This is a genomic window from Achromobacter sp. EG18 (assembly GCF_059759395.1).
The window spans coordinates 3,897,624-3,922,555 of record NZ_CM186213.1; the positions used below are offsets into that span (position 1 = coordinate 3,897,624).

Consider the following 24,932-nt stretch of genomic DNA (forward strand, 5'->3'; position numbering starts at 1 on the left):
CGCGTGAATCGGGGCGGGCCGACGACCGTCAGACCGGCGGCGAACGTTCCGCCTGGAACAGCCGCAGGCGGTCGGCGGCATTGCGCAGGTGCTGCTCGGCGGCCTTGCCGGCGGCATCGGAATCCCCGCCCTCGATGGCCGCGAAGATCGCCTGGTGTTCGCTCTGCACCGCCGCCATGCGCTCGGCGTACATGCGCGCCGTGTTGTTGCGCGCGCTGCGGATGACGCGCCGCACGTTCGCTTCCAGATAGTCGTTCAGGGCCACCAGGTGCGGATTGTGCGTGGCCTGCACGATGGCCTGGTGGAACTGGTAGTCCTCTTCGTCGCCCAGCTTGTCGTTGATGAGCGCGTACTCCATGCCCACCAGCGCCTGGCGCATCTTCTTCAGGTCGGGTTCGGTGCGGCGTTGCGCCGCGTAGCGCGCGGCGGTCACTTCGATCGACAGCATCAGCTCCAGGATGTGTTCCAGGTCCTGGTTGTCGCCCGGCGTGGGCGCGGCGATGCGGAAGGCGTTGCGCTGGAAGTTCGGATCGACGAACACGCCGCTGCCTTGCTGCGAGGTGATCAAGCCTTCGGATTTCAGGCGCGCCAGCGCCTCGCGCACCACGGCGCGGCTGACCGAGTAGATCTCGGTCAATTGCTTTTCGGTGGGCAGGCGGTCGCCGGGCGCCAGCGTGCCCTGGCGGATCTGCTCGGCCAGCGCGTCGGCCACGCCCGCCGAAAGCGAATGCCTGGGCGCGGCGCGCTGCGGGTCGGAGTCCTGTGCTTGAGTGGGCTGCATGTGGAATCGTTAAAACGTGAAGGCGGCTCGCGGCGGGGAAGCCCCTGGGGCGCGCCGGCCCGTGGTTATAGGAATTCTCGACGTTTCACTGCGGCGGCGCCCTTGAAAATTATAGGATTTTGCCGGAATCAAGGGCGCGGCCGCTTCAGACTTTACGCGATATAGATGCCGCCGTTCACCTGCATCACCTCGCCCGTCACGAAACCGGCCAGCGGCGAGCACAGGAAAGCAATCGCGCCGGCGATTTCCTCGGCCGTGCCGAAGCGCCGCAACGGCGTGCTTTCCAGCAACTGCGCGCCCTTCTGGCCGATCAGGTCGTGCGTCATGGAGGTGGCGATGATCCCGGGCGCCACCGCGTTCACGCGGATCTGCGGCGCCAGCTCCAGCGCCAGGCTGCGGGTGAAGCTCTGCACCGCGCCCTTGGACGCCGAATAGGCCGCGTGCGCGTAGCTGCCGCGCTGCGCCGCCAGCGACGTCAGCAGCACGATCGAGCCGTTCTGGCGCAGGTGACGCTGGGCCGCGCGGCACACGTAGAAGGTGCCGTCCAGATTCACGCCCATCAGCTTCTTCCAGGCCTCGTCGCTGGTGTCCTTGACCAGTTGCTCCGGGTAGATGCCGGCGCAATGCACCAGGTGGTCGAGGCCGCCGAAGTGGTGCGCGGCGCGTTCCAGCACGCGGTCGCAATCGTGCGAGGCGGCCACGTCCAGCGCGTGCACGAACACCCGCTGGCCGCTGGCGTCCAGCTCGGCGGCCACCTCGTCCAGGCGCGCCTTGTCGATGTCGGTGAGCACCAGCCGGGCGCCATGGGCGGCCATCAGCCGCGCGGTCGCCAGACCGATGCCATTGCCCGCGCCGGTGATGGCCACTACCTGTCCTTCGAACGAAATCATGCTGTCTCCAAAGCGCTTTTTCGACGGCAAGCGCCCGCTCCCGGGGTGCCGCCAACGATTCGATTGAACCGCCAAATGCATCGCTTGACACGGGAAAAACGCTTGCCCTATGATTTATCGGACAACTTAATAAAGTTGCCTGACAACTTGTGTTGAAAGCGTAAAGCAACTGGCGATTTCAGGCAAGCGGGTCGGAAAAACACGGCCAACGGCCGCATGACAGGCAGGGGACAACCAGGTGGAAATCACCGGCAGCACAACCGTATTCGCGATCGCGGCCGACCCGATCGCGCACGTCAAGACGCCCCAGCGGCTCAACGCCCTGCTGCGCGAACGCGGCATCGACGCCGTCATGGTGCCGTTCCACGTGGCCGCCGCCGGCCTGCCCGGCCTGTTCGCGGGCCTGCGCGGCCTGGCCAACCTGGGCGGGCTGGTGGTCACCGTGCCCCACAAGGAACGCGCCGCCACGCTGTGCGACGCCCTCACCCCCGCCGCCGAACTGATCGGCGCCGTCAATGCGGTGCGGCTGCGCGACGGCTGCCTGACCGGCGGCAACTTCGACGGCCTGGGCTTCGTCGCCGGCCTGCGCGGCCAGGGCCATGAGCCCGCCGGCCGCCACGTCTACCTGGCGGGCCTGGGCGGCGCCGGCAAGGCCATCGCCTGCGCCATTGCCGAGGCCGGCCCGGCCAGCCTGCGCCTGTACAACCGTTCGCCCGGCAAGGCCGAGGCGTTCGCCGCGCGCCTGGCGCGCCACTATCCCGGCCTGGCCATCAGTGTGGCCGGCCCGCGTCCCGAAGCCTGTGACATCGCCATCAACGCGACCACCCTCGGCCTGGACGACAACGATCCCCTGCCCTTCCAACTGGACGCCCTGGCGCCCGGCGCGGTGGTGGCCGACGCCGTCATGAGCCGCGTCGACACGCCGCTGCTGCGCGCCGCGGCCGCGCGCGGCTGCCGCACCCATCCCGGCCTCTACATGCTGGAAGGACAACTCACCGAAATTGCCCGCTTCCTGGGCATAGAAAAGCCGCAGCAGGAACTGCTGAACGCGCTTGCTTGATTCACGGACCTACCACTCCCGTTCCACGGAGGAGACACGCATGAAATTGGCTTTCACCACCGGCCTGCTGTGCCTGGCCGGCATCGCCGCATCGGCCCAGGCCGCGCCCGTCAAGATCGGCCTGATCGAAACGCTGTCCGGCCCGCAGGCCTCGACCGGCCTGATGTTCCGCGCCGCGGTCAAGTACCAGCTGGACCGCATCAACGCCGCCGGCGGCTGGAACGGCCAGCCGCTGGAACTGGTCGAGTTCGACAACCAGGGCGGCCCGGTGGGCGCCTCCGACCGCTTCCGCGCCGCCGCCGCCGAAGGCGTGCAGATCCTGGTGCAGGGTTCGTCGTCGGCCATCTCCGGCCAGCTGACCGAGGACGTGCGCAAGCACAACCTGCGCAACCCGGGCAAGGAAGTCGTGTTCCTGAACGTGGGCGGCGAAGCGCTGGAACTGACCGGCCAGAAGTGCCACTTCTACCACTTCCGCTTCACCACCAACGCCGACCTGCGCGTCAAGGCGCTGGCCTCGGTCATGTCGGCCGACGGCACGCTGGGCAAGCGCGTCTACGCCATCAACCAGAACTACTCCTGGGGCCAGGACATGGAAGGCGCCACCGAGCGCTTCGCCAAGCAGTACGGCTACGAGGTGGTCGGCAAGACGCTGCACGAAGTCAACAAGATCCAGGACTTCGCGCCCTACGTGGCCCGCATCCGCTCGGCCAATCCCGACACCGTCATCACCGGCAACTGGTCCAACGACCTGCTGTTGCTGATGAAGGCCACGCAGTCGGCCGGCCTGAAGGTGCGCTTTGCCACCGTGTTCCTGGACCAGGTCGGCAACCTCGCCAACGCCGGCGACGTGGCGCTGGGCCATTACATCGCCCATCCCTACAACATCGAGGCCGCGGGCGAGGAAGGCGCCAAGTTCGCCGAGGACTACAAGGCCAAGACCGGCCACTACCCCAGCTACACCGAGCCGCAGACCGTCATCGGCATCACCTTCCTGGGCGAGGCGCTCAAGACGGTCAAGCCCAAGGACGGCAAGCTGTCGGTGCCGGACCTGGCGCGCGCGCTGGAGAAGGTCACCTACACCTCGCCGCTGGGCACCTACACCATGCGCGCCGAAGACCACCAGGTGCAGCTGCCGATGGTGGTGTCCAAGGTCGGCAAGAACGCCAAGTACAAGGCCGACGGCACCGACATGGGCTTCGAGCCGGTCAAGGTGCTGTCCGCCGCGGACGTGTCCGCGCCGGTGCAGGCCACTTGCAAAATGGTTCGCCCGGACTGATGACGCGATGGCCGCGGACGGCATGCCGTCCGCGGCCACTCGCCGATAAAGCGCTCGCCGGCGCGGGGCCGGGACACAACAGAGCGTGATGGATCGCCAGGCGCCCGGCGCCTGCGCGCAAGGATTTTGGAGCGGACATGGAATACTTTACCGTCTCGCTGTTGAACGGCGTGATTTACGGCCTGCTGCTATTCATGGTGTCGGCAGGCCTGACACTGATCTTCGGAATGATGGGCGTGCTCAACTTCGCGCACGCCTCGTTCTACATGATAGGCGCGTACGCCGCCTATACCCTGACGCCCGTCACCGGGTTCTGGACCGCGCTGGTGCTGGCCACCGTCATCGCCGGCGTGCTCGGCATGGGCGTGGAGCGCTTCTTCCTGCGCCGCGTGCACAAGTTCGGCCACGCGCAGGAGCTGCTGGTGACCTTCGGCCTGGCGTTCATCGTCGCCGAGCTCATCAAACTGTTCTACGGCGACTTCCCGGTCGACTACCGCGTGCCGCAGTTCCTGAACTTCGCGGCCTTCCGCGTGTTCGACGCCGACTATCCGTTCTACCGCCTGCTGATGGGCGGCGTGTCGCTGGCGATGTTCGCGGTGATCTACCTGCTGCTGTCGCGCACCCGCGTCGGCATCGTGGTGCGCTCGGCCATCTACCGGCCGCGCATGGCCGAGGCGCTGGGCCACAACGTGCCGCTGGTGTTCATGAGCGTGTTCGGCGTGGGCGCGGCGATGGCCGGCCTGGCGGGCGCGGTCGCGGGCGCCTTTTACACCACCAATCCGAACATGGCGCTGGAACTGGGCGTGCTGGTGTTCGTGGTGGTGGTCGTGGGCGGCCTGGGCTCGCTTGAAGGCGCCATGATCGCCTCGCTGCTGATCGGGCTGATCAGCTCGTTCTCGGTCGGCATCGACGCCAGCCTGGCGACCCTGTTCGGCCTGTTCGGCGCCGGCGAGTGGGCCGAAAGCGTGGGCGGCCTGATGACGGTGAAGATTTCCAGCCTGGCCGCGACGCTGCCGTTCCTGCTGATGTTGGTGGTGCTGCTGGTCAAGCCCTCGGGCCTGAAAGGAGAACAGGCATGAGCCAGAACTCGTCTCGCCGGGCCACCGCCGGCCTGCTGCTGATCGTCTGCGTGGCCGCGCTGTGCGCGCTGCCGTGGCTGCTGCCCGCCGGCCAGCTGGTCGCGGCGGTGCAGATGCTGATCGCGGCGCTGTTCGCTTGCGCCTTCAACCTGCTGGCCGGCCAGGGCGGCATGCTGTCCTTCGGCCACGCGGCCTACTTCGGCGTCGGCACCTTCGCCACCATCCACGCCATGAACGCGCTGGGCGGCGCGGGCCTGTTGCCGACGCCGCTGATGCCGCTGGCGGGCGGCGTGGCCGGCTTGCTGTTCGGCCTGGTCGCGGGCTGGTTCGCCACCATGCGCGCCGGCGTGTACTTTTCGATGATCACGCTGGCGCTGGCCGAACTGCTGCATGCGCTGGCGCCGCACCTGAAAGGCGTGTTCGGCGGGGAAGCCGGGCTGTCCGCCATGCGCATGCCGGCCTGGGGCTTCACCTTCGGCTCGGACGTCGAGGTGTACTTCCTGGTGCTGGCCTGGGTGCTGGTGTCGCTGGCCGCGCTGTATGGCCTGACCCGCACGCCGCTGGGCCGCCTGACGCTGGGCCTGCGCGAAAACGCCAACCGCCTGCGCTACCTGGGCTACCGGCCGCACACGCTCAAGACCATGGTGTTCGCGTTGTCGGCCATGTTCGCCGGCATCGCCGGCGGCCTGCAGGCGCTGAACATCGAGGCCGGCAACTACGTGCTGTTCGAGGTCAAGCTGTCGACCGACGCGGTGCTGTTCGCCTACATCGGCGGCGTCAACGCCTTCCTGGGACCGGTGCTGGGCGCGTCGATCCTGACCTTCCTGTCGCAGACGCTGGCCGACATCACCCGTTCCTGGCTGCTGTACCAGGGCATCCTGTTCGTGCTGGTGATGCTGTTCGTGCCGGACGGCCTGGTCGGCCTGGTGCAGCGCGCCGCCAAGTCGCTGCGCCAGCGCGGGCTGGCCGACTGGCTGCCGCGCGCCGCGGTGTCCGTCGTCGGCGGCCTGCTGCTGACCGGCGCCACGGTGTTCTCGGTGGAACTGCTGCAACGCATGTTCGCGCGCGACTACCGCTCGCTGCTGGCGATGAACCCCGATGCCGGCTGGCCCGCCATTTCCCTGTTCGGCCACGACTGGGCGCCGCTGGCGCTGTCGACCTGGCTGCTGCCGCTGGCGCTGTTCGCGGCCGGCCTCTTGGCCAGCCGCTGGGCGCTGGCCCTGTGGCGCGGCGAGGCCGAGGCCGCGCCCGTGCTGGAGACCGCAAAATGAGCCACGAGATCCTGACCCTGACCGACGTGCGCAAGTCCTTCGGCGACGCGCAGATCATCCGCGGCGTCAACCTGCAGGTGCAGGCCGGCGAACGCCACGCCGTCATCGGCCCCAACGGCGCCGGCAAGTCCACGCTGTTCCACCTGATGTCCGGCTCGTTCGCGCCGACCTCGGGCGACATCAGCCTGCGCTCGCGACCCATCGGCGGCCTGCCGCCCGAGCGCATCAACCGCCTCGGCCTGGCGCGTTCGTTCCAGATCACCAACGTGTTCCCGCGCCTGTCGGTGCGCGAAAACCTGCGGCTGGCGGTGCTGCGCATGCACGGCCTGGTCTACAACTTCTGGCGCCCCATCGCGCGCCACCGCGCCGTCAACGAGAACGTCGACCAGCTGCTGGAGAAAGTGCGCCTGGCCGCCAAGCAGCACACCGCGGCGGGCGACCTGAACTACTCCGAGCAGCGTTCGCTGGAAATCGGCATGACGCTGGCCTCGCGGCCCAAGGTGATCCTGCTGGACGAGCCGATGGCCGGCATGTCTCAGCACGAGGTCGACTACACCGTCGAACTCATCAAGGACGTAACGCGCGACTGCACCCTGCTGATCGTGGAGCACGACATGCAGGTGGTGTTCTCGCTGGCCGACCGCATCAGCGTGCTGGTGTACGGCGAGATCCTGGCCACCGGCACGCCCGCCGAGATCCGCGGCGACGCCCGCGTGCGCGAAGCCTACCTGGGAGAGGAAACGGTATGAACATGCAATCCCCCCTGCTGGCCCTGCAAGGCGTGCACGCGCACTACGGCAAGAGCCACATCCTGCACGGCATCGACCTGACGGTGGGCCGCGGCGAAGTGGTCAGCCTGCTGGGCCGCAACGGCGCCGGCCGCTCCACCACCATGAAGAGCATCATGGGGCTGGTGGACGTGACGGGCGGCCGCATTGCCATCGAAGGCCGCGACATCACCAACAAGCGCCCCTTCGAGATCGCTCGCGCCGGACTGGGTTTCGTGCCGGAAGAGCGCGAGGTGTTCGCCAACCTGACGGTGGACGAGAACCTGCGCATGGGCGAACAGCCCGTGCGGCCCGACGCGCCGGCCTGGACCATCGAGCAAATGTTCGGCTACTTCCCGCGCCTGAAGGAACGCCGCAATACCCGCGCCGGCAACCTGTCCGGCGGCGAACAGCAGATGCTGACCATGTGCCGTTCGCTCCTGGGCAATCCCAAGGTCATGCTGATCGACGAACCCACCGAGGGCCTGGCGCCCAAGATCGTGGAAGTGATCGCCGACGTGATCCGCGACATCCACCAGCGCGGCGTGTCGGTGGTGCTGGTCGAGCAGAAGCTGACCATCGCGCTGAAGGTCTCCACGCGGGTGAGCGTGATGGGCCATGGCCGCATCGTTTTCGAAGGACCGCCCGCGCAGCTGCATGAGCGCCAGGACGTGGTCCAGGAATGGCTGGCGGTCTGACCGCCGTAACGCATCTGTAGAGGCAAGCACTTGGACAACACCCCTGAAGTACGCCACGCCGACCTGCGCGGCAAGAACGTGGTGATCACCGGCGGCGCCAAAGGCATCGGCTACGCCACGGCCGAGGCGTTCGTGCGCCAGGGCGCGCGGGTGGCGCTGCTGGACATGGACCCGGTAGCCCTGGACGCGGCCGTGGCCGGGCTGCGCGCGGCCGGCGGCCAAGCGCTGGCCGCGCAGGCCTCGGTCACCGATGCCGAGGCGGTCGAGCGCGGCTTCGCCCAGGTCGAACAGGCCTGGGGCGGCATCGACGTGCTGGTCAACAACGCCGGCATCTCGGCCAACAAGCCGTCGCTGGACGTCACCCCCGAGGAATGGCGCCGCGCGGTCGACATCAACCTGACCGGCGTGTTCCTGTGCGCCCAGGCCGCCGGCCGCCGCATGGTGCCCAAGGGCGAGGGCTGCATCATCAACCTGGCCTCCATGTACGGCGTGGTGGCCGCGCCCGACCGCGCCGCCTACTGCGCCACCAAGGGCGCGGTGGTGCTGCTGACCGAGACCCTGGCGGTGGAATGGGGCCCGGCGGGCGTGCGCGTGAACGCGCTGGCGCCCGGCTACGTCGAGACCGACCTGGTGCGCGACCTGGCCGCGCGCGGCCGCCTCGACCCCGAACGCCTCAAGCAGCGCACGCCGCTGCGGCGCCTGGCGCAACCGGCCGAAATGGCCGACCTGGCGGTGTTCCTGGCGTCCAGCCAGGCCGCCTACATCACCGGACACACCCTGGTGGCCGATGGCGGCTGGAGCCGCTACAGCTACCTCTGACGCATCGACGCTTACCTACATTCTGGAGATTCACTCATGGCCACCTACCAACCGCTTGGTTCCCAGGCGCCCTGGCGGCAACTGACGGTCGAGGCCTCGGACTGGCAACAGGCCGACCCCGCGCTGCTGGCCACCATGCTGACGCAGCTGCACTGGATCCGCGCCTTCGAGGAAGCGGTGCTGGACCTGGCCGCCGAAGGCCTGGTGCACGGCCCCGCCCACTCGTCGGTGGGCCAGGAAGGCGGCGCCGTCGGCTCGGTGCTGGCGCTGGGCGCCGGCGACCAGATCAACGGCTCGCACCGCGGCCACCACCAGTTCCTGGCCAAGGCGCTGCAACACGTCGCGCCGCTGGGCCTGGATCCGCGCAACCCGCTCACGCCCGCCATCGACGAAGTGCTGCACAAGACCCTGGCCGAGATCATGGGCCTGGCGCAAGGCTACTGCCGCGGTCGTGGCGGCAGCATGCACCTGCGCTGGCTGGAAGCCGGCGCGCTCGGCACCAATGCCATCGTCGGCGGCGGCGTGCCGCTGGCCGCCGGCGCGGCCTGGGCCCACCACCACGCCGGCACCGACCGCGTGGCCGTGACCTACTTCGGCGACGGCGCCGTCAACATCGGCTCGGTGCTCGAGACGATGAACCTGACCGCCGCGTGGAAGACGCCGCTGTGCTTCTTCATCGAGAACAACCGCTACGCCGTGTCCACCACGGTCGAGGAATCGACCGCCGAGCCGCGCCTGTCGGCCCGCGGCCAGGCCTTCAACATCCCGGCCTGGCAGGTCGACGGCATGGACCCGCTGGCCGTGCACCTGGCCATGTCGGAAGCCGTGGCGCACATGCGCGCCGGCAACGGCCCCACCATCATCGAGGTGGACGTCTACCGCTTCTTCCACCAGAACGGCCCCTTCCCCGGCAGCGCCTTCGGCTACCGCAGCAAGGAAGAAGAGGCGCAATGGCGCCGCCGCGATCCGCTCGACAAGATCGCCAGCCAGATGATCGGCCGTCAGCTGATCACCCAGGCCGAGGTCGACGCCCTGCGCCAGCGCTGCAAGGACGTGATGAAAGACGTGTCGGGCCGGCTGACCGAGGCCACCGACGGCGGCAAGCGCCGCGTGCGCGCCGACCTGTGGCCGCGCCCCGACTTCCGCGACGTGGGCCTGCGCAGCGACGGCTCGGAACTGGCCGGCCTGCGCTACCAGGACGCCGCCGACCATGCCGGCGCCCGCGTCGAGCGCAAGTTCGTGGACGCGGTGGCCGACGTGCTCGATCGCCGCATGGAAACCGACCCCGGCGTGGTGGTGCTGGGCGAGGACGTGCACCGCCTGAAGGGCGGCACCAACGGCGCCACCCGCGGCCTGAAGGACAAGTACCCCGACCGCGTGCTGGGCACGCCGATTTCCGAGAACGCCTTCGCCGGCCTGGGCGGCGGCCTGGCCATGGACGGTCGCTACAAGCCGGTGGTGGAATTCATGTACCCCGACTTCATGTGGGTCGCGGCCGACCAGATCTTCAACCAGATCGGCAAGGCCCGCCACATGTTCGGCGGCGACATCGACGTGCCCTTCGTGCTGCGCACCAAGGTGGCGATGGGCACGGGCTACGGCTCGCAGCACTCGATGGACCCGGCCGGCGTCTTCGCTACAGCCCCGGGCTGGCGCATCGTCGCGCCGTCCACGCCGTATGAGTACATCGGCCTGATGAACACCGCGCTGGCCTCAAAGGACCCGGTGCTGGTGATCGAGCACGTCGACCTGTACGCCTCGTCGGGCGAGGTTCCCGACGGCGACCTGGACTACGCCATTCCGTTCGGCAAGGCGCGCGTGCGCCGCGCCGGTTCCAAGGTCACGGTGCTGACCTACCTGTCGATGGTCAGCCGCGCCCTCAAGGCGGCGGAGGAAACCGGCGTGGATGCGGAGGTGATCGACCTGCGCACGCTGGACCGCGCCAACCTCGACTGGGACACCATCGGCGCCAGCATCCAGAAGACCAACAACGTGCTGATCGTCGAACAGGGCGCGCGCGGCACCTCGTACGGCGCCATGCTGGCCGACGAGATCCAGCGCCGCTACTTCGACTGGCTCGACCAGCCGGTCAAGCGCGTCACGGGCGGCGAGGCCTCGCCCAGCATCTCCAAGGTGCTGGAGCGCGCGGCCTTCGCCGACACGGAAGAAGTCATCGCCGGCCTGAACGACGTGCTGGCCGACCTGGGAGAACGCGCATGAACGCCGCCTTGCGCATGAGCGTGCCGATGGAAGTCGGCATTTGCTGCGCCGACCTGGACGCGCAACTGGCGTTCTACACCGACATAGTCGGCCTGACGCTGGTGAACCGCGTCAGCGTGCCGGCCGACAAGGCCCGCGCCACCGGCCTGACGCAGCATGGCTACGACGTGGCGCGCCTGCAGACCTCGTACGGCGAGCGCATCAAGCTGCTGCAGCCGGCCGTGGCGCCGGAGCCCGCGGTGCGCGGCGCCGCCATCCTGGACCGCCAGGGCAGCACCTACCTGACCTTCATCGTGCATGACCTGGCCGGCACCGTCGAGCGCCTGCGGGCGCGCGGCGTGGTCTTCGACAGCGATCCGGCGCCGATGCAAGTGCGGCCCGGCACCTGGCTGGCCTTCTTCCGCGACCCCGAAGGCAATGTGCTGGAACTGGTCGAATACGACGACCCGGCGGCCTATCGGCCCGACCTGGCCGTGCGCGCAGAATAGGACGAAATACACGTGGCACACCTTATCAAGCTCCCCTCCGTCGCGGCCGATGCCGACGCCGGCACGCTGCACCAATGGCTCAAGCAGGAAGGCGACACGGTCGCCGTGGGCGAGGCGCTGGCGGAAATCGAAACCGAGAAGGCGATCGTCGAGATCAACGCCGAACACGCGGGCGTGCTCGGCCGCATCGTGGTGCAGGCCGGGCCGGCGTCGGTGCCGATCAACACCGTGATCGGCGTGCTGCTGGCGCCGGGCGAAGACGCCGCCGCGATCGATCAGGCGCTGGCGGAACACGGCGCGCAGGCGGCAAAGCCCGCCGCGCCCGTTGCCGCCGCGCAGCCGGCAGCGACGCCTGCGGCCACCGCCAATGCGGCACCGATCGCCGCGCCGGCGCCCGCCGCACGCGACGCCGCTTCCGACGCCCCCACTCCCGGCACGCGCCGCTTCGCCAGCCCGCTGGCGCGCCGCCTGGCCGCGCAATGGCACGTCAACCTGCTCGACGTGCAGGGCACCGGCCCGCGCGGCCGCATCGTGCGCCGCGACGTCGAGGCCGCGCGCGACCGCTCGCCCGTTGCCGCAACGCCGTCCGCCAATCGCGCCGCCGCGCGCCGCGTGCCGCATTCCGGCATGCGCCGCGCCATCGCCCGCCGCCTGACCGAAAGCAAGCAGCAGGTGCCGCACTTCTACCTGACGGTGGACTGCCGCATGGACGCGCTGCTGGCCCTGCGCGCCCAGGCCAACCAGGGCGGCGCGGTCAAGCTGTCGGTCAATGACTTCATCGTGCGCGCCGCCGCCCTGGCGCTGCGCGAGGTGCCCGAGGTCAACGCCAGCTGGCACGACGATGCCATTGAATTCCACGCCGGCGCCGACATCAGCGTGGCCGTGGCCACCGACGGCGGCCTGGTCACGCCCATCGTGCGCGACGCCGACGTCAAGCCGCTGTCCGCCATCGCCGCCGAGATCGTCGAACTGGCCGGCCGCGCCAAGGTCAATCGTCTGAAGCCCGAGGAATTCACCGGCGGCTCGCTGACGGTCAGCAACCTGGGCATGTACGGCATCAAGCAGTTCGCCGCCATCATCAATCCGCCGCAGGCCGCGATCCTGGCGGTGGGCGCGGCCGAGCGCCGCCCGGTGGTGGACGACAACGGCGACCTGAAGGCCGCCACCGTCATGACCGTGACGCTGTCGGCCGACCACCGCGTGGTGGACGGCGCCGTCGGCGCGCGCTGGCTGGCCGCCTTCCGCGCGCTGATCGAAGCCCCCGTGCGCATCCTGCTGTGAGCCCCGCCATGACCAAGACTTCGTTTGACCTGGTGGTGGTGGGCGGCGGCCCCGGCGGCTACGTGGCCGCCATCCGCGCGGCGCAACTGGGCCTGTCCACCGCGCTGGTGGAACGCGCCGAACTCGGCGGCATCTGCCTGAACTGGGGCTGCATCCCGACCAAGGCGCTGCTGCACAGCGCCACCGTGCTGCGCGCCTGCCGCGAGGCCGACCAGTACGGCGTGACCGGCGCCGGCGCGGCCCAACCCGACCTGCCCGCGATGGTGGCGCGCTCGCGCAAGGTCGCCGGCCGCCTGGGCCAGGGCGTGACGCACCTGATGAAGAAGAACGGCGTCACGGTCTTTGCCGCCAGCGCCAAGCTGGCCGGCGGCGGCCGCGTCGCGCTCGACAACGGCGCCACGCTGTCGGCCCGCCACATCATCCTGGCCACCGGCGCGCGGGCGCGCGAGCTGCCGGCGCTGCCGGTGGGTGAACGAATCTGGACTTACCGCCAGGCGCTGACGCCGCCGGCGCTGCCCAAGTCGCTGCTGGTGGTGGGCGCTGGCGCGATCGGCGCCGAGTTCGCCAGCTTCTACCGCGCGGTCGGCGCGGAGGTGACGCTGATCGACATGACGGCCGAGATCCTGCCGCAGGAAGACGCCGAGATCTCCGCGCTGGCGCGCAAGGCCTTCGAAAAGCAGGGCATCCGCGTGCTGACGCAGTGCGCGGTCAAGTCGTCCAGCCTGACGGCCACCGGCGTCAAGGCCGTGCTGGAGCAACAGGGCAAGCAGATCGAGCTGGAGGTCGAGCGCGTCATCGTCGCGGCCGGCATCGTCGGCAACGTCGAGAACCTGGGCCTGGAGCAGACCCGCGTGAAGGTGGAGAAGACCCACATCGTCACGGATGGCCTGGGCCGCACGGCGGAACCGGGCGTCTACGCCATCGGCGACGTGGCCGGCGCGCCGTGGCTGGCGCACAAGGCCAGCCACGAGGCGGTGCTGTGCGTGGAAGCCATCGCCGGCCTGCCGGTGCACGCGCTCGATCCGCTGCGCATTCCCGCGTGCACCTATTCGCATCCGCAGGTCGCCAGCATCGGCATGACCGAGGCCCGCGCGCGCGAGCACGCCAAGGCGACGGGCGGCGAGATCCGCGTCGGCAGATTCACCTTCGTCGGCAACGGCAAGGCCATCGCCATGGGCGAGGACCAGGGGCTGGTGAAGACCGTGTTCGACGCCAAGACCGGCGAGCTGCTGGGCGCGCACATCATCCACCCGGAGGCGTCAGAGCTGATCGCCGGCTACGGCGTGGCGGCGGCGTTGGAAGCCACCGAGGAAGACCTGATGCACACCGTGTTCGCGCATCCGACGCTGTCGGAGACGCTGCACGAATCGGTGCTGGCGGCCTTCGGCCGGGCGCTGCACGGCTAAGGCCCGTGGCAACGCGCCAGGCGTCTCGCGCGGACCGTCCTCGGCCGCGCGGGGCGCCCCGCTTCACAAGCGGCTGGCGAAGAAATCCAGGAAGCACGCAATACGCCGCGACAGCTGCGTATTGCGGTAGTACACCGCGTGCATCGGCTGCAGGTAGTCGGTGTGCAGGTCTTCCATGATGCGCACCAGGCGCCCTTCGCGCAGGTCGTCGCGCGACACGAAGTCCGACAGGCAGGCGATGCCCACGCCGCGCAACGCCAGGTGCCGCTGAGTCTCACCGCTGGACGTGGCCAGCGTGGGCGTGGCCAGATAGGTCGAGCCGCCCGCATGGCGCAGCGGCCAGACGTTCAGGCTTTCGGGCTGGGTGAAGCCCAGCAGCTCGTGGCTGGCAAGGTCCTCGACGGTGCGCGGCACGCCGCGCCGCGCCAGGTATTCGGGGCTGGCCATCAGCCAGCGCGGGCGCGGCCGCATGGGCCGCGCATGCAGCGTGGAATCATTCAACGGCCCCATGCGCAGCGCCACATCGGTGCGATGCTCGATCAGGTCGACGATGCGATCATTGCTGGTCAGCTCCAGCGAGATCGCCGGATACTCGCGGCGAAAGTCCGCCACATGCGGGACCACGCAATGCAGCATTACCGGCACCGAGGCATCGACGCGCAGGCGGCCGGCCGGCTGCTGGTTGACGATGCGCATGCATTCCTCGGCTTCTTCCAACGACTGCACGATCTGGCGCGCCTTGTGCAGGAAATGCGCGCCTTCGGCGGTCAGCTCCATGCGCCGCGTGGTGCGGTTCAGCAGCGTCACGCCCAGGTCTTCCTCCAGGCGCGACAGGCCGCGGCTGACGCCGGACGCGGTCTGGCCAAGCATCTCGGCGGCGGCGCTCATCGAGCCGGCGTCGACCACGCCCAGGAACAACCGCAGGGCCTCGGAATTGAGCGCCATTTTTGACTCCGGATCACGAGTAGCGGAATTTTATAGCGCGTGGACGCCCCGGTTGCGCGGTGGCCGGGCCGACGGCAGGGTTATCTGGCTCTGCGACCACAAAAGAAAAAGCGGCGCACGCGGCGCCGCTTTTTCCATGGGATCGACCGCCGGCCGATCAACGCTTCTGCTTGAGCTGCGACAGATCGCGCACCGCGCCACGGTCGGCCGAGGTGGCCAGCGCCGCGTAGGCCTGCAGGGCCTGCGACACCACGCGTTCGCGATCCACGGGCAGCCAGCCGCCATCCTCGCGCGAATTCATCGCGGCGCGGCGGCGGGCCAGTTCCTCGTCGGACACGGCCAGATGCATCTTGCGGTTGGGGATGTCGATCTCGATGGTGTCGCCGTCTTCCACCAGGCCGATGGTGCCGCCCTCGGCCGCTTCGGGCGAGGCGTGGCCGATCACCAGGCCCGACGAGCCGCCCGAGAAGCGGCCATCGGTGAACAGCGCGCAGGTCTTGCCCAGGCCCTTGGACTTCAGGTACGACGTGGGATACAGCATTTCCTGCATGCCGGGACCGCCCTTGGGGCCTTCGTAGCGGATCACCACCACGTCACCCGGCACGACCTTGTCGCCCAGGATGCCTTCGACGGCGTCGTCCTGGCTTTCGAACACGCGCGCGCGGCCGGTGAAGACCCACTGCGATTCATCCACGCCGGCGGTCTTGACGATGCAGCCCTTCTCGGCCAGGTTGCCGTACAGCACGGCCAGGCCGCCGTCCTTGGAGTAGGCGTTTTCCTTGCTGCGGATGCAGCCGGTCTTGCGATCGGTGTCCAGCGTCAGGAAGGTGGCGTCCTGGCTGAAGGCCACGGTGGTGGGGATGCCGCCAGGCGCGGCGCGATAGAACTTCTGCGCCGCTTCGCCGGCGCCGCCGGCCACGTCCCATTGCGCGATGGCGTTGCCCAGCGTGCCGCTGTGCACGTTGCCGCAGGACAGGTCGAGCAGATCGGCGCGCGCCAGTTCACCCAGGATGCCCAGGATGCCGCCGGCGCGGTGCACGTCTTCGATGTGGTACTTGTCGGTGGCCGGGGCGGCCTTGCACAGGCACGGCACCTTGCGCGAAATGCGGTCGATGTCGGCCATGGTGAAGTCGACGCCGGCTTCCTGCGCCGCGGCCAGCAGATGCAGCACGGTGTTGGTGGAACCGCCCATGGCCACGTCCAGCGCCATGGCGTTCTGGAACGCGCTCTTGGTGGCGATGCTGCGCGGCAGGACCGACTCGTCTTCCTCGACGTAGTAGCGGCGGCACAGGTCCACCACCAGGCGGCCGGCCTGCTCGAACAGCCCCTTGCGCCAGGCGTGCGTGGCGACGATGGTGCCGTTGCCCGGCAGCGCCAGGCCGATGGCCTCGGTCAGGCAGTTCATCGAGTTGGCGGTGAACATGCCGGAACAGGAGCCGCAGGTCGGACACGCGCTGCGTTCGACTTCGGCCACGTCGGCGTCCGACACGTTGGGGTCGGCGGCCTTGATCATGGCGTCGATCAGGTCGATCTTGGCGATCACCTTGCCGTCGGTCGGCGACTTGACCTTGCCGGCTTCCATCGGGCCGCCGGACACGAACACCACCGGGATGTTCAGGCGCATCGCGGCCATCAGCATCCCCGGGGTGATCTTGTCGCAGTTCGAGATGCAGACCATGGCGTCGGCGCAGTGCGCGTTGACCATGTATTCGACCGAGTCGGCAATCAGTTCGCGCGAAGGCAGCGAATACAGCATGCCGCCGTGGCCCATGGCGATGCCGTCATCGACGGCGATGGTGTTGAATTCCTTGGCGACGCCGCCGGCGGCCTCGATTTCCTTGGCGACCAGCGCGCCCAGGTCGCGCAGGTGCACGTGGCCCGGCACGAACTGCGTGAACGAGTTGACCACCGCGATGATCGGCTTGCCGAAGTCTCCGTCCTTCATGCCGGTGGCGCGCCACAGGGCGCGGGCGCCGGCCATGTTGCGGCCGTGGGTCGAGGTGCGGGAACGGTAGTGCGGCATGATCTTGTCTCAGGCGATTAGCGTGGGCGGCAAAACGGTAAATAATACGCTGGTTCCGGCGCACAGCGGCCGCGGACCGCCTCCGAGGCCGCCCCGAGACCGCGCCGCGGCCATCAGGCGGACGCCGCGCCGCGCGCGGCGAAGGCGCTGGGCGGCTCGCCCAGGGCTTTGCGGAACATGGCCGCGAAGGCGCTGGGGCTTTCATAGCCCAGGTCCAGGGCCACATCCAATACCCGCTCGCCGCGCGCCAGCCGCTCCATCGCCGCCAGCAGGCGCGCCTGCTGGCGCCAGCGGCCGAAGGTCATGCCGGTATGCCGCAGGAACAGGCGGTGCACCGTCTTGGGATCCACCCCCAATTCGCGCGCCCAGTCGGCCGCGCCCGCCTGCCGCTCGGGGTGGCGCACGATGGCGCGACAGATGCGCGCCAGGCGCGGCTCGGACGGCTGCGGCAGGTGCAGCGGCAGCACCGGCTCCTGTTTCAATTCGTCCAGCAGCAGCAGCATCAGCCGGCCGTCGCGGGTGCCCGGCTTCCAGTCCAGCGGCACCTCCGCGGCCGCCACCATCAGCTCGCGCAACAACGGCGAGATCGACAGCACGCAGCATTCGGTGGGCAGGTGCGAGGCCGCCCCCGGCTCGACGAACACGGTGCGCATGCGCGGCTCGCCGCTCATGCGGATGGCGTGGGATACCCAGGCCGGCACCCACACGCCGCGCGTGGGCGGCACCACCCAGATGCCGGCGTCGGTATCCACCACCATCACGCCGGAGATCGCATACACCAGCTGCGAACGGCGGTGACGGTGGCGGCCCACGCGATGCCCGTCCTCGTAGTCCACGGCCAGCGCGGCCACCGGGCGCAGCGAGGATTCGTATGGGAACAGGTCCAGATCGGCGGGCTTGCGCGAGCCGACCAGGCGCGACGGCGGTTTGGGTTTGTCCATTTCTCGACGATTCATGTCCAGCTGGCGGTAGACGGTCTTTTCCAGTGTACCTATCCTGCCGGCATCCCCGTTCGATTTCATTGCTGCCCGCGCCCCGATCATGCGTCCCGTCCCCCGTTCCACCGCCGCCTGCGCCACCTTGCGCGGCAGGCGCGCGCGCGTGGCCGGCAAATCGGACGCCTTCACCTCGACGCGCGCGATCCCGGACGCCCGCCCCGCTTGCGCCTGCGCGCCAGCCCTTCCGGCCGCCCGCCCCTTCGACACTCCTGTCGCGCACGCCGCCGCGTCGACGCTACGACTAGCGCGCGGTTGCCGGGCCTTGCGCCCCGTGGCCGCCCGGCAGCCACGGCCCCTCTGAAGGGTCCGTTCGCCACCTCCCTTGCCCGCCCGCCGCCGCAGACCGGCGGCCACAGACGCCGCGCGCCGCGCGGCCGGAGGTTTCCATGCTCGACCACCCCCAACACAAGTACCGCCCCGTCCAGCCCTTTTCGCGCGACTACGCCGAACGCCAGTGGCCCACGCGCCGTCCGAGCGCACCGCCGATCTGGATGAGCACCGACATGCGCGACGGCAACCAGGCGCTGATCGAGCCCATGGACGCGGCCCGCAAGCTGCGCTTTTTCGAGCAATTGGTGGCGGTGGGCCTGAAAGAGATCGAAGTGGCGTTTCCCTCGGCGTCCGACACGGATTTCAATTTCGTGCGCAAGCTGATCGAGGAAAGCCGCATCCCCAGCGACGTCACCATCGAGGTCCTGACCCAGTCGCGGCCCGACCTGATCGCGCGCACCTTCGAATCGCTGCGCGGCGCGCCGCGCGCCATCGTGCACCTGTACAACCCGATAGCGCCGCAATGGCGCCGCATCGTGTTCGGCATGAGCCGCGCCGAGATCAAGGAGATCGCGCTGGCCGGCACCCGCCAGATCCGCGCGCTGGCCGACGCGCATCCGGAGACGGAGTGGATCTACGAATACTCGCCCGAGACCTTCAGCCTGGCCGAGCTGGATTTCGCGCTCGAGGTCTGCGATGCGGTCAGCGCCATCTGGCGACCGACGCCGGGCCGCAAGATGATCATCAACCTGCCGTCGACGGTGGAGTGCACGACCGCCAACGTGTACGCGGACCAGATCGAATGGATGCACCGCCGCCTGGCGCGGCGCGACAGCATCGTGCTGAGCGTGCATCCGCACAACGACCGCGGCACCGCCGTGGCCTCGGCCGAACTGGCGGTGCTGGCGGGCGCCGACCGCGTCGAAGGCTGCCTCTTCGGCAACGGCGAACGCACCGGCAACGTCGATCTGGTGACGTTGGCGCTGAACCTGGACCGGCAGGGCATCGCCAGCGGCCTGGACTTTTCCGACATGGCCGCCGTGCGCGACTGCGTGCAGGCATGCAACCAATTGCCGGTGGACGTGTTCCATCCCTACGCGTTCACGTCCGCAGCGCCAGCAATGCCTCCTGCAGGTGCCGCAGCCCGCGGCTGAGCGGCTTGTCGCGGCGCACCACCACCGCCAGGGTGCGCGCCAGGCGCGGCGCCAGCGAACGCAGCGCCAGGCTGCCGCGCTGGCCCGCGCCGCTCACCGCCATCCTGGGCAGCACCGCGCAGGCCAGGCCGGCGGCCACGATTTCCTTCATGGCCTCGGTGCTGCCCAGCTCCATGACCGGCTTGACCGCCACACCGGCCTCTTCGAACCAGTCGTCCACCAGGCGGCGGGTGCGCGCGCCCGGCTCGAACAGCACCAGCGGCAATGCCGCCAACGCCTGCGGCGTCACCGCGTCGGGAATCGCCAGCGGCCCCCGCGCGGGGAAGATGGCCACGAACTCGTCTTCAAGCACCGGCGTGGCCTCGATCATGCGCCCCGGCGCGGGCAGGGTCACCAGGCCGATGTCCAGCGTGTTGTTCTCCAGCCCGCGCAGCATGTCGGCGGTATTGCCGGTGCTGGCCACCACGTCCAGCGCCGGAAAACGGCGCCGCAGATCAGCCAGCAGCGGCGGCAGCAGGTAGGTGCAGGCGGTGGCGCCGGTGCCCAGCCGCACGCGGCCCGTCACCTGTGAAGCATGCGCGGTCATGGCCTGCTCGGCCTGCGCCAGCGCCGCGTCGATGGCGCGGATGTGGGTCAGCAGTTCCAGTCCGGCAGCGGTGGGACCGGCGCGCCGGCCGACCCGCTCGACCAGCTTCAGGCCGAAGCGGCGCTCGAGCTGGCGCACCTGCAGGCTGACCGCGGGTTGGGTGATGCCGCCGCGTTCGGCGGCGGCCGAAAAACTGCCCAGTTCGATCACCTGCGCAAACGTGCGCAGGGCGTCCAGATTGAGGCCGCGCATGAGTCCGCCCGTCATCCAAAGTTTTGCTTATGTAAACCATAACAGACCAAAGCTTTATTTATGCATGGGCCTGCGCCACACTGGCGGCTGCTTTCCATCGATCCCCCACCGCCGAAAACACCGCCATGCCGCCCTCCGCCGCTCCCATCCTGATCCGCGACAGCGTCGACGCCGACCTGCCCGCGATCAAATCCATCTACGCGCATCACGTGCAGCACGGCACCGCGTCGTTCGAACTGGACCCGCCGTCGATCCAGGAAATGCGCCAGCGGCGCGCCGGCGTGCTGGAAAAGGACATGCCCTACCTGGTGGCCGAAATCGACGGCGAAGTCGTGGGCTATGCCTACGTGACCCCCTATCGTCCGCGTCCCGCCTACCGCCACACCGTCGAGGATTCGGTCTACGTCAAGGCCGGCCGCGCCGGCCAGGGCATCGGCGGCAGGTTGCTGGCGACGCTGGTCGAACGCTGCACCGCGGCCGGCTGGCGGCAGATGCTGGCGGTGGTGGGCGACAGCCGCAACGCCGCCTCGCTCGCGGTGCATGCGCGCCAGGGCTTCCATCCGGTCGGCACGCTGCGCTCGGTGGGTCACAAGCATGGCGAATGGCGCGACACCGTGCTGATGCAGCGCGCACTCGGCGAAGGCGACGGCACGCCGCCGCAACGCCCGTGATCGCCGCCCGCGCGGTGGTCTGCCTGGGCCTGACCCAACTGGTCGGCTGGGGCGTGACGTTCTACCTGATCGGCGCGCTCGGACCGGACATGGCCGCCGACCTGGGCTGGAACCCCGCCACCATCTATGGCGGCTTCTCCTGTGCCATCGTCGTCATGGCGCTGGTTTCGCCGCTGGCTGGCCGGGCGGTGGACCGCTGGGGCGGCCACCGCATCATGCCGACCGGCGCCGTCGTGGCCGCGGCCGGCTGCATCCTGCTGGCCGCCGCGCACGGCCCGGTAGCGTACTTCGCCGCCTGGACGCTGTTGGGCCTGGGCATGCGGCTGTGCCTGTATGACGCCGCCTTCGCTTCGCTGGCGCGCGCCGCGGGTCCCGCCGCGCGCCGGCCGATGTCGCAGATCACCCTGTTCGGCGGACTCGCCTCGACGGTGATGTGGCCGGTGGGCCATGCGCTGTCGGATTGGCTGGGCTGGCGCGGCGCGGTGCTGGCGTACGCCGCGCTGGCGCTGGCGACGCTGCCGTTGTACCTGGCGCTGCCGCGCACGCGCTACGCCGCGCCGGCGCAGGCATCCGGCCAGGGCGGAGCCGGCCTGGCGCGCAATGCCCGCGAGCGTCGCCTGGCTGGCGCGCTGTATGCCACGATCGCCATGCTGACCAACTTCCTGGCGGCCGGCAACGCCGCCCACCTGATCCCCCTGCTGTCTGGCCTTGGCCTGGCCAAGGCCCTGGCCGTCAACGTCGCCGCGCTATGGGGCATTGGCCAGTTCGCCTCGCGGCTGGCCGATGTCGCGCTGGGATCTCGCCTGCATCCGCTGACCCTGACCCTGGCGGTGGCCACCCTGCTGCCGCTCGGCTTCATGCTGGCGCTGTTCTCCGGCGGCCATCTCGCCGCCCTGGCCGCCTATGCCTCGCTGTACGGTGCCTGCAACGGCCTGCTGACCATCGCGCGCGGCACGCTGCCGCTGGCACTGTTCGACTTCCGCAGTTACGGCGCGGTGACCGGCGCCCTGCTGATGCCCAGCTTCCTGCTGACGGCCGCCGCGCCGGTGGCGTACGCCTACGTCGTGCAACGGCATGGGGCGCATGCCGCGATGGGCATGTCCGCCGGCCTGGCCGGCGCCATCCTGGCCGCCGCATTGGCGCTGCGGTGGCGCTTCATTGCCCGGGCACGGGGCTGAACGGCGCGCCGCCGTCGCGGACCGCCGTGGCGGGCGCACCGCGGTCGCGCGCCCAGGCCTCGTCGTCACGGCGCTGGCATTGCGCGTTCAACGCGGTGGCCAGTTCGTCGGCGGTGCCGGGCCTGAAGAACAGGAAGCCCTGCAACAGGTCGCAGCCGGCTTCCCGCGCGGCCCGGCAATGCGCCTCGGTTTCTACCCCTTCGGCCACGGTGACGATATCCAGATCCCGCGCCAGCTGGCAGATCGAGGCCAGCACTTTCTGCGCATCGGCCTGCCGCGCCGCGCTCCAGACGATGGACTTGTCGAGTTTCAAGCCCGCCAGCGGCAGCGTCGACAGCCATTCGAGGTTGTTGTAGCCCTTGCCGAAATCGTCCAGCCACACCTGGATGCCGCGGCTGGTGAACTCCTCCAGCATGCAACGGATGTCCGCGCTGGCCGCGTGCAAGGCCGCCTCTTCGGTAAGTTCGATGCGGATATCGCGCGGCGCCAGTCCACACACGGCGATATCTCGCAGGATCACGCCGACGACGTCACGGCGGGCAAAGCTCTGGGGCGAGATATTGATATTGACCGCAGGTCCGCAGCCGCGCGCCGCCTGCCGCCAGCGCGCCTGGTCGCTCGCAATGGTGCGAATGCCCCAGCTGATCAGGGCTTGCGCGACCTCGGGCGCCCCCGCCTCGCGCAACAGGCCGTCGATGCCCAGCGTTTCGCCGCCGGCCGCCCGCCACCGCAACAGCGCCTCGGCGCCCACGATCTCCAGGTCCGAAGCGGCGACGATGGGCTGGTAGTGGAATTGCAGCCGGTCCCCCTGGATCGCGGCCAGCAACGGCGAGACGGGCCCGCCCTCTTTCCGGGGCGCCGCCGGTTCGCGGCCGTCGCCGGCGGCGCTATCCTGCGCCAACGCGGCGGAGAACGAATACCCCTTGCCGCGCAAGCTGCGGATCGGAATGCTCAGCCCGGCGGCCGCGCCCTTGCGCTTGAGGCGGCTGATGACCAGGTCCAGCGCGCGGCCGTTGCCGGGGATATCCAGGCTGGCGACCGCGAAATCGGCGCGGCGGATGAGCCGTTCGGCATGCGCGTGCATGCCTTTGAGCACCGCGCGCTCCATGGGCGTGAGGCTGACGCCCGGCCCCGCGGGCGAGACCAGCGTCCATTCGTTGTCGCACAGCCGCCAGCTTTTTTCGGCCGCGGTCGGATCGAGCGGCGCGTCCGCCCGCCGCGGTGCGACCGCCGCGGGCGGTTGGCACAGGGTCAGTTTGCGTTGCGCCGACTGGATCGCGGCCGCCACTTCGCTATAGCTGATGTTGGCGCCATAGCAGCTGTCGGCGCCGGCCAGCAGCGCATTGATCCGCACCGCCGGGCTTTCGATGTGGCGGATGGCGATGATCGTGGAATGGGCGAAGCGCGCGCGCAACTGGCCGATGGTGATGTCCAGATCTCGCGGCAGGCACAGGTGCACCTGGATTTCGCCGGCCTGGCACGCCGGCGCCGGTTCCTGGAGCGATACGGGATTCAGGACGAAACCGATCTGCTCGAGCGAATCGGAGATGCCCTGCTTGGCGAATTCGTTGTCGAAAATAAGGATAATGCGCGACCGATTCATGATGATTGAGCCCTGAGTGAAACCGCTTTCCATCGAACGGTATTGAAATGTTTGTTTGCATCTCCATACCGGGAACAGGGTCGCAAAAAAAGAGCGCTCAATCGTTCACGTCGCTGCGCAAAGTCGAAAATAATTGAATTCCATTCACTTTTAAATGAATGGAATTCAATATATCGAAATAAAAATCACTGATCGGCGAAACGTAGCGACACGCGCCTGGCTACCGTCCGCGCGAGTTCTGACGCCATTGCGGCGTTGGTCGGCAGTGCATCGCGGCCTGTCGCTGAAGCGGTGTGAATTCAGGGTTATCGATGGGGGATGGACGGAGGCCTCAGATCCCGCCCTGCGCCTGCCATTTGTCCCAGCCAGCTCGGCGCAGCTTGCAGGCCGGGCATTCGCCGCAGCCATAACCCCAGTCATGGCGAGCGCCGCGCTCGCCCAGGTAACAGGTGTGGCTTTCCTCGACGATGGTCTCGACCAGGGCGTCGCCGCCCAGGTGCTTTGCCAGCGCCCAGGTTTCGGACTTGTCGATCCACATCAGCGGTGTCTCGATGGTGACGCGGCTGCCCAGGCCCAACCCGAGCGCCACCTGTTGCGCCTTGATGGTGTCGTCGCGGCAATCGGGATAGCCCGAGAAATCGGTTTCGCACATGCCGCCCACCAGCACGTCCAGCTGGCGCCGGTAGCCCAGGGCGGCCGCCAGCGTCAGGAACAGCAGGTTGCGTCCCGGCACGAAGGTGTTGGGCAAGCCGTTTTCCTGCATCTCGATGGCGCGGTCGCTGGTCATGGCGGTGTCGCCCACCTGGCCCAGCACCTTAAGGTCCAGCAGATGGTCTTCGCCCAGGCGCGGCGCCCATTGCGGAAAGCGCGCGCGGATGTCGCGCAGCACGTTCAGGCGCGCATCCAGCTCGATGCGGTGGCGCTGGCCGTAGTCGAACGCCACGGTTTCCACATGGGCATAGCGGTCCAGCGCCCAGGCCAGGCAGGTGGTGGAATCCTGTCCGCCCGAAAACAGCACGAGCGCGCGACGTTGGTGATTCAGCATAAAAGGGGGTTTCTGCAAAGACTAAGGGATAGGCCAGACTTTACCGCAGCTGGCCGTCTTCCCCGTAAGGAAGCCTGCGTAAAATCGGTGCCGTTCTCGTTTACGGTTTACCCGCAGTGCGCATCACCTGACCCTTCCCCTTTTCCAGCAGCCCGACGGATCTCCCGCCCG

22 protein-coding genes are annotated in these 24,932 nt (G+C 69.1%); 14 read left to right on the forward strand and 8 right to left on the reverse strand.

Annotated elements, in window-relative coordinates:
• Positions 1-28 precede the first annotated feature (28 nt).
• Both AC6CR5_RS17760 and AC6CR5_RS17765 read right to left on the reverse strand, forming a co-directional pair.
• Positions 29-781, reverse strand: a complete 753-nt coding sequence (locus AC6CR5_RS17760) for a FadR/GntR family transcriptional regulator (protein WP_006386232.1) — start codon at positions 779-781, stop codon at positions 29-31.
• 152 nt (positions 782-933) lie between these two features.
• Positions 934-1,671 carry an SDR family NAD(P)-dependent oxidoreductase gene (locus AC6CR5_RS17765; RefSeq protein WP_006386231.1) on the reverse strand — a complete coding sequence of 246 codons (738 nt, stop codon included), beginning with the start codon at positions 1,669-1,671 and terminating at the stop codon, positions 934-936.
• 238 nt (positions 1,672-1,909) lie between these two features.
• On the opposite strand from AC6CR5_RS17765, the gene AC6CR5_RS17770 reads away from it, so the two are divergent.
• From AC6CR5_RS17770 to lpdA, 11 genes are all read left to right on the forward strand, one after another.
• Positions 1,910-2,731 carry a shikimate dehydrogenase family protein gene (locus tag AC6CR5_RS17770; protein WP_049053019.1) on the forward strand — a complete coding sequence of 274 codons (822 nt, stop codon included), beginning with the start codon at positions 1,910-1,912 and terminating at the stop codon, positions 2,729-2,731.
• 40 nt (positions 2,732-2,771) lie between these two features.
• Positions 2,772-4,007: a branched-chain amino acid ABC transporter substrate-binding protein gene (locus AC6CR5_RS17775; RefSeq protein ID WP_020926123.1), complete on the forward strand. Its 1,236-nt coding sequence runs from the start codon at positions 2,772-2,774 to the stop codon at positions 4,005-4,007.
• 137 nt (positions 4,008-4,144) lie between these two features.
• On the forward strand, positions 4,145-5,086 hold the full coding sequence (locus tag AC6CR5_RS17780; protein WP_006386228.1) for a branched-chain amino acid ABC transporter permease: 942 nt from the start codon (positions 4,145-4,147) through the stop codon (positions 5,084-5,086).
• Entirely contained in the window at positions 5,083-6,357 is a 1,275-nt protein-coding gene (locus AC6CR5_RS17785) for a branched-chain amino acid ABC transporter permease (RefSeq protein WP_498084776.1), read from the forward strand. The genes AC6CR5_RS17780 and AC6CR5_RS17785 overlap by 4 nt, the downstream gene beginning before the upstream one ends.
• Positions 6,354-7,106: an ABC transporter ATP-binding protein gene (locus AC6CR5_RS17790; RefSeq protein WP_006386226.1), complete on the forward strand. Its 753-nt coding sequence runs from the start codon at positions 6,354-6,356 to the stop codon at positions 7,104-7,106. The genes AC6CR5_RS17785 and AC6CR5_RS17790 overlap by 4 nt, the downstream gene beginning before the upstream one ends.
• The gene (locus AC6CR5_RS17795) at positions 7,103-7,822 is read left to right on the forward strand and encodes an ABC transporter ATP-binding protein (protein WP_054444585.1); all 720 of its coding nucleotides are present in this window, start codon (positions 7,103-7,105) and stop codon (positions 7,820-7,822) included. Before AC6CR5_RS17790 ends, AC6CR5_RS17795 begins: the two co-directional genes overlap by 4 nt.
• A gap of 30 nt (positions 7,823-7,852) precedes the next feature.
• Positions 7,853-8,641 carry an SDR family NAD(P)-dependent oxidoreductase gene (locus tag AC6CR5_RS17800; RefSeq protein ID WP_047992003.1) on the forward strand — a complete coding sequence of 263 codons (789 nt, stop codon included), beginning with the start codon at positions 7,853-7,855 and terminating at the stop codon, positions 8,639-8,641.
• Positions 8,642-8,677: 36 nt separating this feature from the next.
• Positions 8,678-10,861 (forward strand): alpha-ketoacid dehydrogenase subunit alpha/beta, encoded by a 2,184-nt coding sequence (locus tag AC6CR5_RS17805; protein ID WP_104413562.1) that lies wholly within the window; start codon positions 8,678-8,680, stop codon positions 10,859-10,861.
• Entirely contained in the window at positions 10,858-11,349 is a 492-nt protein-coding gene (locus tag AC6CR5_RS17810) for a VOC family protein (protein ID WP_054439043.1), read from the forward strand. Before AC6CR5_RS17805 ends, AC6CR5_RS17810 begins: the two co-directional genes overlap by 4 nt.
• A 12-nt stretch (positions 11,350-11,361) precedes the next feature.
• Positions 11,362-12,630 (forward strand): pyruvate dehydrogenase complex dihydrolipoamide acetyltransferase, encoded by a 1,269-nt coding sequence (locus AC6CR5_RS17815; RefSeq protein ID WP_498084777.1) that lies wholly within the window; start codon positions 11,362-11,364, stop codon positions 12,628-12,630.
• An 8-nt stretch (positions 12,631-12,638) separates the two neighbouring features.
• Complete coding sequence (gene lpdA, locus AC6CR5_RS17820; protein ID WP_498084778.1) at positions 12,639-14,036, forward strand: dihydrolipoyl dehydrogenase; 1,398 nt, start codon at positions 12,639-12,641, stop codon at positions 14,034-14,036.
• 63 nt (positions 14,037-14,099) lie between these two features.
• On the opposite strand, the gene AC6CR5_RS17825 is transcribed toward lpdA, so the two are convergent.
• The 3 genes from AC6CR5_RS17825 to AC6CR5_RS17835 form a co-directional block, all read right to left on the reverse strand.
• A complete protein-coding gene (locus tag AC6CR5_RS17825) occupies positions 14,100-14,981 on the reverse strand; it encodes a LysR family transcriptional regulator (RefSeq protein ID WP_047992008.1) in 882 nt (293 codons plus the stop codon).
• A 157-nt stretch (positions 14,982-15,138) separates the two neighbouring features.
• Positions 15,139-17,004, reverse strand: coding sequence for a dihydroxy-acid dehydratase (gene ilvD, locus AC6CR5_RS17830; RefSeq protein WP_047992009.1), 1,866 nt, complete (start codon positions 17,002-17,004; stop codon positions 15,139-15,141).
• A gap of 113 nt (positions 17,005-17,117) precedes the next feature.
• Positions 17,118-17,945, reverse strand: coding sequence for an AraC family transcriptional regulator (locus AC6CR5_RS17835; protein ID WP_047992010.1), 828 nt, complete (start codon positions 17,943-17,945; stop codon positions 17,118-17,120).
• Positions 17,946-18,388: 443 nt separating this feature from the next.
• On the opposite strand from AC6CR5_RS17835, the gene AC6CR5_RS17840 reads away from it, so the two are divergent.
• Positions 18,389-19,426, forward strand: a complete 1,038-nt coding sequence (locus AC6CR5_RS17840; protein ID WP_395500593.1) for a 2-isopropylmalate synthase — start codon at positions 18,389-18,391, stop codon at positions 19,424-19,426.
• Here the strand turns inward: AC6CR5_RS17840 and AC6CR5_RS17845 are convergent.
• Positions 19,374-20,264, reverse strand: coding sequence for a LysR family transcriptional regulator (locus AC6CR5_RS17845; RefSeq protein WP_026382245.1), 891 nt, complete (start codon positions 20,262-20,264; stop codon positions 19,374-19,376). The two genes, AC6CR5_RS17840 and AC6CR5_RS17845, sit on opposite strands and share 53 nt — an antisense overlap.
• A 125-nt stretch (positions 20,265-20,389) precedes the next feature.
• Here AC6CR5_RS17845 and AC6CR5_RS17850 point away from each other — a divergent pair, with 125 nt between their 5' ends.
• Positions 20,390-20,935, forward strand: coding sequence for a GNAT family N-acetyltransferase (locus AC6CR5_RS17850; RefSeq protein WP_049053005.1), 546 nt, complete (start codon positions 20,390-20,392; stop codon positions 20,933-20,935).
• A complete protein-coding gene (locus AC6CR5_RS17855; RefSeq protein ID WP_395500592.1) occupies positions 20,932-22,113 on the forward strand; it encodes an MFS transporter in 1,182 nt (393 codons plus the stop codon). Before AC6CR5_RS17850 ends, AC6CR5_RS17855 begins: the two co-directional genes overlap by 4 nt.
• Here the strand turns inward: AC6CR5_RS17855 and AC6CR5_RS17860 are convergent.
• Positions 22,091-23,716 carry an EAL domain-containing protein gene (locus tag AC6CR5_RS17860; protein WP_227740026.1) on the reverse strand — a complete coding sequence of 542 codons (1,626 nt, stop codon included), beginning with the start codon at positions 23,714-23,716 and terminating at the stop codon, positions 22,091-22,093. The two genes, AC6CR5_RS17855 and AC6CR5_RS17860, sit on opposite strands and share 23 nt — an antisense overlap.
• A gap of 331 nt (positions 23,717-24,047) precedes the next feature.
• Entirely contained in the window at positions 24,048-24,761 is a 714-nt protein-coding gene (queC, locus tag AC6CR5_RS17865; protein ID WP_020926106.1) for a 7-cyano-7-deazaguanine synthase QueC, read from the reverse strand.
• Positions 24,762-24,932: the final 171 nt, after the last annotated feature.

Excerpts from the sequence above, each read along its gene's own strand:
- AC6CR5_RS17760 (WP_006386232.1), bottom strand. The coding sequence starts at position 781 with ATGCAGCCCACTCAAGCACAGGACTCCGACCCGCAGCGCGCCGCGCCC.
- AC6CR5_RS17765 (WP_006386231.1), bottom strand. The coding sequence starts at position 1,671 with ATGATTTCGTTCGAAGGACAGGTAGTGGCCATCACCGGCGCGGGCAAT.
- AC6CR5_RS17775 (WP_020926123.1), top strand. The coding sequence starts at position 2,772 with ATGAAATTGGCTTTCACCACCGGCCTGCTGTGCCTGGCCGGCATCGCC.
- AC6CR5_RS17780 (WP_006386228.1), top strand. The coding sequence starts at position 4,145 with ATGGAATACTTTACCGTCTCGCTGTTGAACGGCGTGATTTACGGCCTG.
- AC6CR5_RS17785 (WP_498084776.1), top strand. The coding sequence starts at position 5,083 with ATGAGCCAGAACTCGTCTCGCCGGGCCACCGCCGGCCTGCTGCTGATC.
- AC6CR5_RS17790 (WP_006386226.1), top strand. The coding sequence starts at position 6,354 with ATGAGCCACGAGATCCTGACCCTGACCGACGTGCGCAAGTCCTTCGGC.
- AC6CR5_RS17795 (WP_054444585.1), top strand. The coding sequence starts at position 7,103 with ATGAACATGCAATCCCCCCTGCTGGCCCTGCAAGGCGTGCACGCGCAC.
- AC6CR5_RS17805 (WP_104413562.1), top strand. The coding sequence starts at position 8,678 with ATGGCCACCTACCAACCGCTTGGTTCCCAGGCGCCCTGGCGGCAACTG.
- AC6CR5_RS17810 (WP_054439043.1), top strand. The coding sequence starts at position 10,858 with ATGAACGCCGCCTTGCGCATGAGCGTGCCGATGGAAGTCGGCATTTGC.
- lpdA (WP_498084778.1), top strand. The coding sequence starts at position 12,639 with ATGACCAAGACTTCGTTTGACCTGGTGGTGGTGGGCGGCGGCCCCGGC.
- AC6CR5_RS17825 (WP_047992008.1), bottom strand. The coding sequence starts at position 14,981 with ATGGCGCTCAATTCCGAGGCCCTGCGGTTGTTCCTGGGCGTGGTCGAC.
- ilvD (WP_047992009.1), bottom strand. The coding sequence starts at position 17,004 with ATGCCGCACTACCGTTCCCGCACCTCGACCCACGGCCGCAACATGGCC.
- AC6CR5_RS17835 (WP_047992010.1), bottom strand. The coding sequence starts at position 17,945 with ATGGACAAACCCAAACCGCCGTCGCGCCTGGTCGGCTCGCGCAAGCCC.
- AC6CR5_RS17840 (WP_395500593.1), top strand. The coding sequence starts at position 18,389 with ATGCTCGACCACCCCCAACACAAGTACCGCCCCGTCCAGCCCTTTTCG.
- AC6CR5_RS17845 (WP_026382245.1), bottom strand. The coding sequence starts at position 20,264 with ATGCGCGGCCTCAATCTGGACGCCCTGCGCACGTTTGCGCAGGTGATC.
- AC6CR5_RS17850 (WP_049053005.1), top strand. The coding sequence starts at position 20,390 with ATGCCGCCCTCCGCCGCTCCCATCCTGATCCGCGACAGCGTCGACGCC.
- AC6CR5_RS17860 (WP_227740026.1), bottom strand. The coding sequence starts at position 23,716 with ATGAATCGGTCGCGCATTATCCTTATTTTCGACAACGAATTCGCCAAG.
- queC (WP_020926106.1), bottom strand. The coding sequence starts at position 24,761 with ATGCTGAATCACCAACGTCGCGCGCTCGTGCTGTTTTCGGGCGGACAG.